This is a genomic window from Microbulbifer epialgicus, assembly GCF_041447265.1.
Lineage (GTDB): Bacteria > Pseudomonadota > Gammaproteobacteria > Pseudomonadales > Cellvibrionaceae > Microbulbifer > Microbulbifer epialgicus.
In genome coordinates, this window is the sequence record NZ_JBGMEK010000089.1 from 1 (window position 1) to 15,139 (window position 15,139).

At 45.1% G+C, this 15,139-nt stretch carries 12 protein-coding genes; all 12 read left to right on the top strand.

What is annotated here, in order from left to right:
* The first annotated feature begins 688 nt into the window (after positions 1–688).
* The 12 genes from ACCI49_RS20915 to pyrF all read left to right on the top strand — a co-directional run bounded on the left by ACCI49_RS20915 (position 689) and on the right by pyrF (position 14,966).
* A complete protein-coding gene (locus ACCI49_RS20915) occupies positions 689–1,159 on the top strand; it encodes a hypothetical protein (protein ID WP_371841174.1) in 471 nt (156 codons plus the stop codon).
* A 994-nt stretch (positions 1,160–2,153) separates the two neighbouring features.
* On the top strand, positions 2,154–2,399 hold the full coding sequence (locus ACCI49_RS20920; RefSeq protein WP_371841175.1) for a hypothetical protein: 246 nt from the start codon (positions 2,154–2,156) through the stop codon (positions 2,397–2,399).
* A 137-nt stretch (positions 2,400–2,536) separates the two neighbouring features.
* The gene (nosR, locus tag ACCI49_RS20925; RefSeq protein WP_371841176.1) at positions 2,537–4,720 is read left to right on the top strand and encodes a transcriptional regulator NosR; all 2,184 of its coding nucleotides are present in this window, start codon (positions 2,537–2,539) and stop codon (positions 4,718–4,720) included.
* A 25-nt stretch (positions 4,721–4,745) separates the two neighbouring features.
* Entirely contained in the window at positions 4,746–6,656 is a 1,911-nt protein-coding gene (gene nosZ / locus ACCI49_RS20930; RefSeq protein WP_371841177.1) for a TAT-dependent nitrous-oxide reductase, read from the top strand.
* Positions 6,657–6,741: 85 nt separating this feature from the next.
* A complete protein-coding gene (locus ACCI49_RS20935) occupies positions 6,742–8,067 on the top strand; it encodes a nitrous oxide reductase family maturation protein NosD (protein ID WP_371841178.1) in 1,326 nt (441 codons plus the stop codon).
* A complete protein-coding gene (locus tag ACCI49_RS20940; RefSeq protein ID WP_371841179.1) occupies positions 8,067–9,008 on the top strand; it encodes an ABC transporter ATP-binding protein in 942 nt (313 codons plus the stop codon). The genes ACCI49_RS20935 and ACCI49_RS20940 overlap by 1 nt, the downstream gene beginning before the upstream one ends.
* A complete protein-coding gene (locus tag ACCI49_RS20945) occupies positions 9,005–9,835 on the top strand; it encodes an ABC transporter permease (RefSeq protein ID WP_371841180.1) in 831 nt (276 codons plus the stop codon). The genes ACCI49_RS20940 and ACCI49_RS20945 overlap by 4 nt, the downstream gene beginning before the upstream one ends.
* 14 nt (positions 9,836–9,849) lie before the next feature.
* Entirely contained in the window at positions 9,850–10,380 is a 531-nt protein-coding gene (locus ACCI49_RS20950; protein ID WP_371841181.1) for a nitrous oxide reductase accessory protein NosL, read from the top strand.
* Between the two features lie 474 nt (positions 10,381–10,854).
* On the top strand, positions 10,855–11,802 hold the full coding sequence (locus ACCI49_RS20955; protein WP_371841182.1) for a 2-dehydropantoate 2-reductase: 948 nt from the start codon (positions 10,855–10,857) through the stop codon (positions 11,800–11,802).
* Positions 11,803–12,835: 1,033 nt separating this feature from the next.
* Entirely contained in the window at positions 12,836–13,240 is a 405-nt protein-coding gene (locus ACCI49_RS20960) for a hypothetical protein (RefSeq protein WP_371841183.1), read from the top strand.
* A 532-nt stretch (positions 13,241–13,772) separates the two neighbouring features.
* The gene (locus ACCI49_RS20965) at positions 13,773–13,940 is read left to right on the top strand and encodes a hypothetical protein (RefSeq protein WP_371841184.1); all 168 of its coding nucleotides are present in this window, start codon (positions 13,773–13,775) and stop codon (positions 13,938–13,940) included.
* Positions 13,941–14,273: 333 nt separating this feature from the next.
* Positions 14,274–14,966, top strand: coding sequence for an orotidine-5'-phosphate decarboxylase (pyrF, locus tag ACCI49_RS20970; RefSeq protein WP_371841185.1), 693 nt, complete (start codon positions 14,274–14,276; stop codon positions 14,964–14,966).
* Positions 14,967–15,139: the final 173 nt, after the last annotated feature.

Here is a 15,139-nt window from a genome sequence, read left to right on the forward strand (position 1 = left end):
CAATCCCGGTTGGATTTGCGCTGATAGTGTAAAGCGGGATAACTCTCGGTCAGTCTTCTAAGAAGACTGGCTCAATAGCCCCCTTTTAGGGGGCCGAGGGCAATTCCGCATTCTAAGAATGCGGATTTTTACTTTCCAGGCTGCGCCAAGCAGAAGGATTGCGTTTATTTTTTATAGAGGTCGCATAGAGATTGCATTCGGCTCTATGGTTTCGTGCAGCTCCCGGATTTAATCCCCTGCTAGCCAATAATTTTTCATGAGAACCAACCTCAAGAAAAAATCCCCAGTTTTAATAAAATATCACCTTTGTAATGCCGGGTTTTCTAACGCTATGGGTATCTCACCTCGGATTCCTTGGTTTACATGAATAAATACAGGGGCTATGATGAATTGGGAGACTATGTTCGGGGTGACGATGTGACGTTTTTTTGAGGTTAATGTGAGCACCATGGAGGGCTTCTGGTCTTTTTGGTGGTCCTAGTTATGCCCTATCGAAGGATGTCATAAGTGAAGCTTCCTCTGTGTCTGAATTTCTTTGGGCGTCTGCATAAAAACGCTGGAGAGAAAGTAGTCATTTCAGGATCGTTTTACGTGCTGTTCGTCTCATTCCACCCCTGGGAGACTCCACCGGGGCCACAGTTTCGCAAATCAAGACGTTAGCACTCAGAAATTACCACTAGGGATAGAAATGAGAATTATTTTATTATTCGTAGTTGCAGCCGTAGCATCATCAAGCAGCTTTGTAGCCCACGTTATCTCTTCAGAATGGTTGCCAGGATGGGTGAGTAGCCAGATGCAGGGAGTTAATATACAGCCTTCATGGAATGTGAAGTATGTGGCCCTGATAAGCTCTATTGAATATGGCGTTGCTGCAGTTGCTCTTTATGCATTGATGCGTGAGCAACTTATTAAGTATGGAGTATTGTCAGCTGTAGTGGTGTTTTCACTCTTGCTAACTTCAATACATGGGGCATTTATTCGGCAGCCATTAATGGATTATGTAATAGGAAATCCTTTGCAGGTTGTATTTGCACAAAATGCATTTAAATGGCTTATATGGTTCCTAATGTCAGCTATCGTAATCATTGGCTATGAGATTATAGTTTCTCCTAAGTCAAGAGCTAATCAGGTATCCAAAGGGGTAGTCCAGAAATACTAGCAGGGCGGAAATAATCAATACTCCCAGGTAATAAATCTGTATGAAATATGAAGCCAGAAAACTTAGTGCTGAGGAGCAGCACTTGATGCAAAAAATTGCTGGTCAGGAAGTATTTGGTGGGTAGTCTGCGGCGGAGGTTACCCGTAGATTAGGATTGGGGAGCAAAACTATTTCCCTGTGGTTAAAAATTGCACGGGAAAAGGGCATTTATAAACTATCTCCTAAAGCTAGATCTGGGCGCGTTAAAAAATTGTCTTAAGGAGGAGGGAGTCGAGCGTTGGGTTAATGGTGATGATCCAAGGCAGCATGGTTTTTACCACACCAGATCGTACCGGGTTTGATTTTGGAGAGATTCAAAGTTGAGCTCAGTGTATTGAATGTCGGTACGCTTTAGAAACATTCTGTCACTCAACCATAAGGCTTTCCTCTCATTTCTTCAATGTGGGGAAATTAGGCCAATTCCACGATTTACCGAGTTATTTTATAGCGAGGCAAAGTTCGGCGCTTCGCCATGTATCAAGCACTGGATTTTGGCCATTTTGAGATGGCAATCAGGAATGAGTGTGATAGCTCTATGATTGATAGCAAAAATACCACTAGAAAAGACCTTTTCCCTGTTAAGCGGAATGTGCAAGTCAAGTCATCCTGGTAGATTTTGTTTCATTGAGCACCTGAATGTAAAAACCACAAGATGATCTAAGTAAGCTTGGTTGCCAATAGGTCTTACGCTGCTGAAGATGGTACTGGATTTACCCGTTAGGGAAAAGAATTTTTAAAGCCAGCAGAAAACAATAATAGAGGTGTAAGAGTCTGCAAAAGTATCGATGCAAAAAAAAGAAATTTTTTAGGATGATCTTTAATGACTTGAATCAAATTGGGTTTGGTTAGACCTTGAACGCTTATAACTTGATGGAAATCAAGAAATTTCAGAAGTAGTCCTTTTAAAATTTCCCTTGAGGCAAGTCATCGCTGGTTGAAATGGGGAGGTGGCATTATGTCAATTCCAGCTAAGGATATAGCTCTGACGATATGTGCAGCATTGCTTTGCGTTGTACTCCTTACAACACAGTCTAAAGCACCTAAAATGATGTATAAGTTGACGGCCAACATGCAGAGTTTGACTGATGTGATAACAACATCAAGCATGGTAAAGGGCGTTGTAACGAAAACTAATCAGCTAAAAATTCAGCATCAACCTATTTCAGAGTGGCGCACACATATAGATGCAGATGAAATTTAGCATTTGATTTGTAGATCACTGATTTATGCAGGAGCAGTCAATTTGTTTTCACTTCATATAACTAAATATCATGGCTTCTACCACCAGTAGTGCCATTAATCAGTAATCAGTAATTGGTATTGCAGAGGTTGCTGGTGATGAGCGAATATTGCAGACAGTTTACGGATTTTCTTAGTCGCTTATGGTTTGGAGTAGCACTAGTTCTAGTAGTATTTAATAGTGTGCAGGCGATGGAGCCAGTTAGTGAGGCGCAGCAGAAAGAAACTATTTTTCAAGCTTTTCCTGATGCGACCTATATTACTAATAAGGAATCTCTGGATGGCGATCGGATTTTTATTCGACGGGTTTATGCAGATGATAAAGAAATCGGTTACGCCTTTAATACCAATGATATTGTTAAAATTCCTGCTTATTCCGGTAAACCCATTAATACTTTGATCGTGATGGACCCAGAAGGTCAGCTGGTGGCTATCCGGGTACTGGAACATCATGAACCTATACTTTTGGTAGGTATCCCTGAGCAAGAACTTTTTGATTTTGCAGGTAATTATCAAGGCCTAAATGTGGCTGATCAGGTCCGGATAGGTAGCGATAATAACGAGAAAACACATAATATTGATATGGTGTCCGGTGCTACAGTAACCGTCAGGGTAGTCAACGAAACCATTATGCGTGCAGCTCGAAAAGTGGCTCGTAATTTAGGTATCGCAGGGTTTTCTCAGGCAGCCATTACCCCCTCCGCGAACATTAAACCAGACGTGTTCTCTAAAGCAGACTGGATACAGCTAACAGGTGACGGGTCCATTCGCCGGCTGTTTCTGTCACGCAAAGATGTTGATTCAGCTTTTGTAGGCACAAAAGCTGAAAATCAAACAGCTAAAACACCAGGAGAAGCAGACAAGGAGTTTATTGATCTGTATTACGCCCCGGTCGATATCCCCACTATTGGCCGGAATTTACTGGGTGATTCTCAGTATGATTGGCTAATGGGCGAACTCAGCCCTGGAGATAGCGCAATCGCTGTGATGGGGGAAGGGGATTACTCCTTTAAAGGTAATGGTTACGTTCGCGGTGGTATTTTTGATCGTACTCAGTTGCAACAGAGCGGCAAAGTCATCAGCTTCCATGATACTGATTACTACCGGCTCGATGATGTTTATATTGACGGATTCCCTGGTTTCAGGGAAATGGCGATCTTTGTTGTTCGCGCTCAGTATGATTTCGATCCGGGTACAACCTGGCAATTAGAATTACTTGTACGCCGTCAGGTTGGCGCATTGGATAGTGTTTTCACCAGTTTTTATGGCGATTATTTGACACCAGAACAATATCTGTCGCGCACTGAATCGGTTACTCCTGTTTTGAAGCCTGAACCTGAAGCGCTGTGGCTAAGTATCTGGCGAGAAAAGTCCTTTCAGATTGCCGTATTGGCTGTAGCGTTGTTTGTGTTGTTGGTGATTATCATTACTCAGGACTTGCTGGTTCGTCAGCCGCGTCTGATGCATGGTTTGCGACAAGGTTATCTGGTATTTACCCTTGTCTTTATAGGCTGGTATGCGCTCGGGCAGCTGTCCGTAGTGAACGTCTTTACCTTTGTGCATTCTTTCAAGGGTGAATTTCAGTGGGACTTGTTCTTACTTGATCCGATACTGTTCATTCTCTGGAGCTTTGTTGCAATGACTATGTTGCTGTGGGGCCGAGGAATTTTCTGTGGTTGGCTATGCCCATTTGGTGCCTTACAAGAGCTTATTAATGAAGTTGCCCGACGTTTCAAAATCAAACAGTTCGAACTTCCTTTTGCTGTGCATGAGCGCCTTTGGGCAATCAAATATGTGATTCTTCTGGCGTTGTTTGCAGTGTCTTTGGAATCTCTGTCTGCTGCAGAGCAGTATTCTGAAATAGAGCCATTCAAAACAGCTTTCCTACTGAAGTTTAATCGGGAATGGGGCTATGTGATTTATGCCGTTGGTCTGCTAGTGATCAACATTTTTACCCGCAAGGTATATTGTCGTTATATCTGCCCGCTGGGAGCAGCACTGGCGATTCCTGCCCGCCTACGTCTATTCAACTGGTTGAAACGTCGCAAAGAATGTGGCCAGCCGTGCAGACTTTGCGCGAATGAATGCGAAATTCAAGCGATTCATCCCGATGGCTCCATCAATGCCAATGAGTGCCATCACTGCCTGGATTGCCAAGTTACTTACTACCGAAATGACAAGTGCCCACCCTTGGTCATTAAAGCCAAAAAACGTGCTAAACAGCAGGCGGCTGTCAAAAAGATTAAGGCTCTGGATGTAACCGATACTGTGCCGAACACTTAATCTCTTTTAGAGGGGGAATGTGAAGATGATTGATCCGAAAGATAAAAACCTACCGAAAATTGATGTGGAAGATTCAAAGGCGACAGAACATGTAAAAGTTAGCCGGCGATTATTTCTCGGAGGCTCGGCGGCATTGGCTGGTATAGCAAGTACACTGGGGGCGGGTATGGGCGGTACTTTACTGTCCTCCACCGCACATGCCTCCAGTGGTTCCGATAGTTCGGTTGGTCCGGGTGAGCTGGATGAATACTATGGTTTTTGGAGTGGTGGTCACTCTGGTGAAGTGCGTGTTCTTGGTTTGCCATCTATGCGTGAGCTAATGCGTATTCCGGTATTCAATGTAGATAGCGCAACTGGTTGGGGTATTACCAATGAGAGTAAAGCTATTCTGGGAGAAAACGTACCACTGAATGGCGATAGCCACCATCCGCATATGTCGATGACAGACGGCCGTTATGACGGTAAGTATGTTTTCATTAATGACAAAGCGAATACACGGGTAGCACGGATTCGCTGTGACATTATGAAGACCGACAAGATAACCACTATCCCTAACTGTCAGGCTATTCATGGTTTACGAGTACAAAAAGTACCCTATACCAAGTATGTGTTTGCCAATGCAGAATTCCGTATTCCACATCCAAATAATGGGTTGAATATGGATGATGTGCCCGGTTACTACACCATGTTTAGCGGTGTTGATGCTGAGAGTATGGATGTGGCATGGCAGGTAATTGTTGACGGTAACCTGGATAACACCGATGCGGATTACACCGGTAAGTATGCGTTCTCAACCTGCTATAACTCAGAGGGTGCGATTGATCTTACCGGCTCTATGAAAGCAGAGCGTGATCATTTGGTTATCTTCAATATTGAGCGTATCGAAGCAGCAGTTAAGGCGGGTAAATTTATCAAACTGGCAGGCTCCGACGTACCGGTACTGGATGGGCGTAAAGGTTCTAAGCTGACTCGCTATGTACCGGTGCCGAAAAACCCGCATGGTATTAACACAGCACCTGGCGGAAAGTATGCGGTTGCCAACGGTAAGTTATCGCCAACAGTGACTATGTTCCAGTTAGATAAGTTTGATGCTCTGTTTGAGGACAAGATTAAACCGCGGGATACCGTTGTTGCTGAAGTGGAATTGGGTTTGGGGCCATTGCACACGGCGTTTGATGGTAAGGGCAATGCTTACACCACGCTATTCATTGATAGTCAGGTTTGTAAGTGGAATATTGAGAAAGCCATCCACGCGTATAACGGTGAGAATGTTAATTACATCGAGCAAAAGTTGGATGTTCATTACCAGCCGGGTCATAACCACACCAGTATGGGGGAAACCCGTGATGCCGACGGCAAATATCTGGTATCTCTACAGAAGTTTTCTAAAGACCGTTTCCTGCAGTGTGGCCCATTGCATGCCGAGAATGATCAGTTGATTGATATCTCTGGTGATGAGATGAAGCTGATCCACGACGGCCCAACTTATGCCGAGCCCCATGACTGTATGATTGTGCACCGCTCTAAGGTGAAAACCCGCAAATTGTATGACCGTAAAGATCCTACTTTTGCTGCCACCATTGCAATGGCAAAGGCTGATGGGGTTGATGTTTACCGTGAAAATAAAGTAATTCGTGACGGTAAAAAGGTGCGCGTTTACATGACTTCCGTCGCTCCGGCTTATGGGATGAATGAGTTCAATGTGAAGCAGGGTGATGAAGTCACCGTGGTTATCACCAACCTTGACCAGATTGAAGATGTTACCCACGGTTTCTGTATGGTGAACCATGGTGTACAGATGGAAATCAGCCCGCAACAAACTGCTTCAGTAACCTTCATTGCTGATAAGCCCGGGGTACAGTGGTTCTATTGCAACTGGTTCTGTCATGCACTGCACATGGAGATGCGTGGCCGCATGCTCGTTGAACCTGCGTAACAACAATAGTTTCCGGGCGGGTTAACCGTCCGGCTAGTTTGAGAGGTAACAGATACTGAAACTGACCAGAAGAATTTTTGGCCTGTTGGCACTGCTGACCAGCTGCGTAACCAGTGCGGCTGTCACTCAGTTGACACCGCAGGATGACTTGCAACTGGCGCTGGATCGCAGCCAGGCAGGTGACATTCTGATATTAGGTAAAGGTGAATATCGGGGTAACTTTATACTTCGGCAAGCGATTGAGCTAACTGCAGAGAAAGGCGCAGTAATTGATGCGGGCGGCAAGGGGCACGCATTACAGATTGAAGCTGAAAAAAGTTATGTGCATGATTTACGGATTGTAAACTGGGGTGAGGACCTGACAAATCAAGATGCCGGTATCTTACTAGCAAGCTCGGCAACCGGTAGTCGTATTGAAAATAACAGCCTCCATGGAGGCGGCTTCGGTGTCTGGGTAGATGCCAGCAAGGCAGTAAAGATTTTAAATAACAAAATACGGGGCAAGCTGGAACTGCATGCATCCGACCGCGGAAATGGTATTCATCTGTTTAATGTTAGTCAGGCCCTGGTAGAGGGCAATGAGGTCTGGGAAACCCGAGATGGCATCTATATCGATACCAGTAATAACAATGAGCTGATCGATAATTATCTGCACGATTTGCGCTACGGTGTGCATTATATGTATTCCTACAACAACCTACTAAAGAGTAATCTGACCGAGAATACCCGGACAGGCTATGCGCTGATGCAATCAAAATATCTGACGGTATTGAATAACCGCTCATTGAATGACGTTAATTACGGCATTTTGATGAACTACATTACCAATTCAATCCTAAGAAATAACGACATCCGTGGCATACAAAATCGCCACAACCCTCATATGCAAAAAAACGGTACCAAAGCGGCAAGAAGGGCTGGGTTGGAAGGCAAAGCATTGTTCATTTACAACTCATTGTTTAATGAGTTTGCCGATAACCGCTTTGCTGACAGTGATATTGGTATCCACTTAACGGCTGCTTCAGAAGACAATACGCTGACAGGAAATGCCTTTGTAAATAATAGGACCCAGGTGAAGTATGTATCTACCCGTGCACAGGACTGGGCCGGGAATTATTGGAGTGATTACTTAGGTTGGGACATGAATGGCGATGGAATTGGTGATATTGAATACGAGCCGAATGACAGCGTTGATCGGCTGCTATGGAAGTTTCCAAGTGCCAAACTTCTACTGAATAGCCCAGCGATTGAAACACTGCGCTGGGTACAGCGACAGTTCCCGGTGTTGAAAGCTCCGGGGGTTATCGATAGCCAGCCTTTAATGGCTGAGAGACTGTGGAAACAGGTCGAAGCGAAATCCACTGATGAGGATAATTCCCTGTCACCACAGATTCAGTCAGGTACAGAATAATGAGCCATGCTGATAATATTGTTGAATTACAACAGGTAGAAAAGAAATATCAAGGAATAAAGGCCTTGCAGAGCCTTGATCTCACTTTGCAGCCGGGTGAGATTTTTGGCCTGTTTGGACATAACGGTGCCGGTAAAACCACGATTATCAAATTAATATTGGGTTTGATTGAAGCTACATCCGGCCGGGTCAGTGTATTTGGTAAAGATCCAACACAGGCAGGTACCCGAGAGCTGCGGGGTAAGCTTGGATTTTTACAGGAAAATGTAAGTTTCTATGATCAGCTTACCGGTTTGGAAGTGCTGGAATACTTTGCCCGGTTAAAAGGCGTTACCCGTAAACGATGCCGTAAGGATTGTTTAGAATTGCTGGAGCAGGTAGGCTTGAACGAGGCTTGTGACAGACGGATTAAAACCTATTCAAAAGGTATGCGCCAGCGTTTGGGATTAGCACAGGCGTTGTTGGGCAGTCCGCGTTTGTTGTTACTGGACGAACCGACCGTTGGGCTGGACCCGATTGCCACGCAGGACTTTTATCACACTATTGATCATTTAAAACATCAGGGCTGTACGGTGGTGCTTTGTTCACACGTATTGCCTGGAGTTGAAAAGTATATCGACCGGGCACTTATCTTGGGTCGAGGTACGGTACTGGCCAGTGGCAGTATTGAGCAGTTACGAGCCCAGGCAGACTTACCGGCAGTATTTCAACTAAAAGGGCGGCCCGGTTTAACTGAAGAATTGCCAGAGGATATGCGCCTACTAGCCATTAGTAACAATACTGATATAAAAATGGCTGTACCCATGTATAAGAGAATGCAAGCTCTGCGTACACTCACCGGCTTATCCAGTATTGATAACATCGATATTCATCTGCCTTCACTGGAAGATCTCTACACGCACTTTATTCAGAACAGGTGTGATCAGGAGGCAGTTTTATGATGAATCCGTTACTGATCGTCGCCGGTAAAGAGTTCCGTGATGGCTTGCGGAATCGCTGGGTTTTATCGATTTGTATTACTTTTGCAATCTTGGCAATAGGGCTGGCGTATTTTGGTGCTGCTGCAGCGGGCAAGGTCGGCTTTACCTCTCTATCAACAACAATTGTCAGTTTGGCAAGCCTGGCTGTATTTATCATTCCGCTGATTGCATTGATGCTTTCATACGATGGCATTGTTGGGGAAGATGAAAGTGGTACTTTGTTGTTGCTGATGACTTATCCTTTATCCCGGGCTCAGCTCTTATTGGGTAAAATGCTGGGTCAGGGCACGATAATGGCATTCTCAACGTTAGTGGGCTTTGGCTCTTCGGCACTGATAATTGGTCTCTTCTCAGCTAGTACTTCCTGGGGGGAATTGTTAATACCCTATACTCTATTTATTTTCTCCGCCATTTTGCTCGGATGGATTTTTATTGCCATTGCCTATGTAATAAGCGCTAGTGTAGCGGAAAAGTCTAAAGCGGCCGGTATCGCACTGATTATCTGGTTTATTTTTGTACTGGTGTTTGATCTGGGATTACTGGGCTTACTCGTATCAACTGAAGGCGATATGGACGCTAATCTGTTCCCTTATATGCTGTTACTGAATCCAACAGATATCTTTCGGCTTATAAATATCACTTACTTTGCCGACCAGAACCTCAGTGGCTTTATGGCTGTAGCACAGCAAACTCAGTTTTCTCTATATGGATTACTTGGCGGGCTGTTGGTTTGGTTGGTGCTGCCCGCCAGCGTGGCTATGTATATTTTTAATCGCCGTGGTCTATGAGTTAGGAGACTGTGATGAGGTATTTACTAGGAAAATTTTTACCAACAAGGGGGTTACTGATACTGCTGGTATCAACAGGCTTACTGGTTGGCTGTACTGAAAATAATCAAGCTGCCATGGTACAACAAGTGGTAGCGATTGAAAGCGGCGAAGAATGTCACCTATGTGGCATGATCATTACTAATTTTCCGGGGCCTAAAGGACAGCTGTTCAGTAAGGGAATTGTTGGTAATCTCAAATTTTGCTCCACCCGTGATATGTTTGCCTTTATTGTTGATCCTGAAAACCGCCACAATATACAGCAAGCTTTTGTGCACGATATGGCGGTGACTCCCTGGGATCACCCTGATGAGACAACCTATGTGGATGCCCGGAAGGCATGGTATGTGATCGGGCATTCCAAGCAGGGTGCGATGGGCGCAACGCTGGCAAGTTTTGCCCGGCAGCAGGATGCCCAGGCCTTCGCTGATGCAAAAGGTGGTGAAGTGTTAGGTTTTGAACAGATCAGTTTGCAAGCACTGGTGAATATGACAGGAGTGCACTAAATTAGGATACTAGTGCCAACAGTCCCTAACTGGATTACTGAAAAGGATCAGATTGAATACCTCGATAGCACCACCATTGCATCGATAAAACTGGTATCTGAAGGTGACTGGTACAAGCTAATTGCCCCAAATTCTAGATTCAAAAATTATATGACCATCTTCTACAACTAATAATTTTTGAATACCGTAAAAGTGTGGTTCGCGAACATATGTAGAAAGACAGATCAAAGTATTTAGAGTGCCCCAACGCGTACAAATTGTCGCTACATAAAGCAAGGTTATAGGCGACTACACTGCGTTTCGGCTGACCCAGGCACCGGAGTTATGTAGCACTGTCCAGCTTTTCTTCTATCCTGGCCTTTATGCGAAAGCGGAACTGGTGTTTAAGGCGGGCTTTCAAAGTGCCGTTAGGTAGCATCCGCTGGGAAGCCAAAATCGTCACGAATAGCCAATTCCGTGGAGCCAAAGAGCGTAATGAGAATTCTCGTCATGGGAGCTGGAGCTCTCGGAAGCTATTTCGGGGGCTACTTGGCGCGAGCCGGGCATAGGGTACTCTTTGTCGCCCGTGGAAAGCAGCTGCGTGCACTTCGGGAGCGTGGTTTAACCCTTCTTCCTCTTGAGGGGGGGTCCTTTACGATTCAGGTCGATGCCGCGGACACAGTGAGTCCTATGGGAGTGGTGGATCTGATCCTGTTCTGCGTCAAGACCTATGATACCGATGGAGCCGTAAGGCTTGTCGCCGACGCCGTAGGTGAGAGCACCATGGTGCTTACCCTCCAAAACGGGGTCGACTCTATGGACTCCCTTAACGCAGCCTTCGGCCCGAAGGCCATTCTTGGAGGCATCTCATGGGTCAATGCAGCAGTCGAGGAGCCAGGGGTAGTACGTCACAGATACCCTGGGCCACTCGTCTTTGGAGAGCAAAATGCAACTGGCTCTGAGCGTACACAAGCTCTGAAGAAGACATTTATGGAAGCTGGGATTGTCGCCGAAGTACGCGACGATATCATCCGAGCCATATGGGAGAAGTTCGTATTTATCTGCGCGGTGAACGGAATGACGGCGCTGACGCGATTGCCCGTGGGCCCGCTGCTAGCGTGTCAAGAATCACGTGAGCTCTTTGTTGACATCATGCGTGAGGTTGATGCTGTGGCCCATCAAAGTGGGATTGATCTGGCCGATGATACCGTCGAGTGTACACTTCGGCATATGGAGACTGAGCTGCCTTCAGGAGTGCTTGATACAACGCTTGGCTCAATGTACTTCGACATATCATCTGGAAGGCGCCTCGAACTTGAGTTCCTTAATGGAAGTGTGGTGCGAAGGGGGCGAAGGCTAGGAGTATCAACCCCCGCCAACGGCTTGGTCTATGCGGCATTGAAGCCGTGGATCCATGGCCGGCCTGTGCTGAATTCTGTGTAGCAAGTGAGGTTTTAAAATTACATACCTAGTGGGCTGGAGCCTATCTTTGATGAGACGTTTCAAAAAATAATGCTCAAGGTAGCTAGTAGAGAATCTTCACCAAATCATCTTAACCTTTCTTCTTCACTCTAAAAAATCAGTGTTCTCCTAGAACAAGCCACTCCAAAACGGCTGTAGAAGGAAAAGTGTGGCCAGGGCTTTGGCAAAGATTACTCTACTATACGGGATGTCCCTAGCTGAGGGCCGGTTCATCGTCGGGCAGTGCTAACTTATAGTCGTGCAGTTTACTTACGTACAGTTATAGAGTTGGTGGCCTTTTTGCCTTTCGACTGGCAAGCCATTGTCAATGATATTCGGGAATAATCTACTCTCAATCTTGAAAGAGCCATCGATATAGCAAAAGGCTGAGTATTAAGCCGGTCCTCTTAACAAGAGTGTTCTTCTAGTAATGACCACAAACCTATTGGTTGACTTCCAGATGAGAGATCAGCCTTCATGTCAAGCAGCGTCTATTGAGTATGTAGAGGGCCTGGTAGATGAGCGTACTATCGAAAAGTGGTAATTAGAACGTCTATCCTATATTGGGAAAGTGACGACTATGACCATTATTCAAGCTCAGCCGGGAGTGAATAAGTGATCATAGTTTGATATTTAATCCGCTTGACCACTGTTTCCACAAGTGTTAAAAACGCTAAGAGGTGTTGAGATTCGCGCCAAGAAAATAAGTAGGCGGAGTACGAAAGTCAACAAGAATTGGTCGCTCGGCAATTGGCCCGTAGCGAGAAAATTTATCATCAAAAGACGCACGATATTGACCAGCATATCACCGCTAACGGAGAAGATTTGGCACTGTTTGAAAAGCAGCTAGAGATGCAAACTCGGCGTTATGATCTAGTAGTTGAGCAGGCGTAGCGCTACCGTCAGCTCAGGAGCGCTGGCCATATCTCACCAGCAGAGATAGACGCGGTTAACTATTACGATAAGTTAACTCAGGCCAACGAAAGATATAATATGAGCATTGAGGGACCGTTTAATGCGGCCCCTCTATTGTAATATCATGATTAAATACCTTTTAATTTTTCTTATTTTATCTATAACTTATCTCTTAATGGGAGAGGCTGAAAGTTATCGTGCTGCATACCAGCAAAATGGCGGTATGTTTGACATAATTGTGGGTTCTCTCCCTAATGCAATTTCGACGTTATTAGGGATATTACTGGTGGCGATAATTTGGGGGAATAAAAAATTCGTTCAGAATGCATCTTCGTATGCACTAGGTTTGGTGATTTACGAAATATTGCAACTCTACTTACCTGAGCGAACTTTTGATATTTGGGACATTGTAGCCACATTAGTAGTTTATTTTATGGTCGTTGTTTTGTACTTTGCTGGGTCAAGGATTTTAAAGGAAAGAAAGTTGTTAGAAAATTCGCCGTAAACCCTCCCACTAGAAAGCTAGACTCCCACAAAAACTGATCTACTTGGCAGTAGAGATGAAAGCCAGCTGCCTGTAGGCTGATGTGTTTCCACACGAAAAAGCCTGGAACCCCATAGGAATTCATACTAACAAGCTGACCCCAAAAGAACGAATTCGGATCGAAATACTAAATGGGTAAAGCTATTCGGCCTGAAACATTGCGCTACAGTATAATTGCTTCAAAAAAACATTTATCGCGAGTTAATGCAGCTTGAGGAGAGCGGTAAAATGGCCAGCTGTTCAACCATTTTGGGTAAGATCAACCGTCTCAACCGTAGGATGTGCCCACAGCGAAGAGGCAAACATTATCGCAAGCACGGAACTCTGAAGCTGGAGTGAGACTTATTCCAGCGCCCATTGGTATTGAGGGTGAAAACACCTAGCTCGGACACTGAGAGGGCTGCTGGATTAACGTGTAAGACCGCAACCTAGTGACATTGACAGAGCGGAACCCCAAGTTACTGTTTACCTGCAGAGCAGCATACAAAAATAAGTGGACGGTGAAACGGGTGATCAAGAAAATGTTGAAGCTGTATCATTCCTGGGTGTGCGGATTGAACGAAAATACCAATGGACCCCAGAGCTGTTTGAAAAAGAAAGGTCACCATTGGGCGATTGTGCACCTTTTGCAACCAATGTTCCTGCAGATAACCAAGTATGAATAGAAAGGCAATCATGATAAATTACAATGACTTCCGTTCTAAGATCGGATATGTACTAAAGGGGGAAGGAAAGAGTACACTGCGCTCGGGACCGTATGAGGTATGGATGCCGATTACGAGCTTACAGGGATGTATTCACAGCGTGTCTCGAGTGCAGTGTATTCTTTCCTTCTGACCCAGTAGTAAATCTTCAGTTATCAGTAGTCTATTGAGATAAGTGGAGATATTACTTGGCGACTCGATCATATCGGACTTTGAGAGCAATTGAGTTATGGAACAGCGGTTCTTTTATAAACTGTTAAGCATTATGATGCTATGAAGGGGAATCGAAATTGTTAATAGTCGCACTGGACGTTTTTACGGCCACTGAAATGAAGGAAATCGTTGAGTCAACCAAAGCAGAAGTTACAACCTACAAAGTGGGCCTGCAGCTACTTACGTCAGAAGGCCCAGAGGTTATTCGATATCTTAAGGACCTTGGAAAAACGGTATTTTTAGACCTGAAATTGCACGAAATATCGAATTCCGTTTCATCTGCTGTTAAATCTGCAGGCAAGCATGGAGTAGATATGGTTACTGTCCATGCTTCTGGCGGGCAGAAGATGATGGAATCTGCGGTAGAGGCAGCATCAGAGTTTCCAAATATGAAAGTGTTAGCTTTAACTGTTGTGACAGGGCTTAATGAACAAGATTTATTGGATATTGGAGTTGAGCGATCAATCCAGGATCAAGCTATAAAGCTTGCACAACTCGCTGAGCGTAGTGGCTGCCATGGGGTTATCGCTTCCCCACAAGAAACGAAAGCTCTTCGCTTGCTGCTGGCCAAGCATATGCTTATAGTCACCCCTGGTGTTCGTCCAATAGGTAGTGATGTGCAGGATCAACATCGGGTAGGTACACCTGTTCATGCCGTTCGTAGCGGAGCTTCATATATTATCGTTGGACGCCCTATAGTTCAGGCTAAAGATCCTGGAAAGTCGGCTCGGGAAATTAATCAGCAAATACGTCTGGCGGAAAATACTTAGTCGACCCTGAAAAAAGTCTCCAGACCTTGTGGCACTAGGATTACGTGGATATATGACATAGCCATTTCGACCAGTTTTCGCTATTCTGATCCAAATTTCTGGTCGAAATGCTCAAGGATAATGATGCTCACGGACACCGATCAGTACCAACAAACCAGCTTTTTTGGCACCGA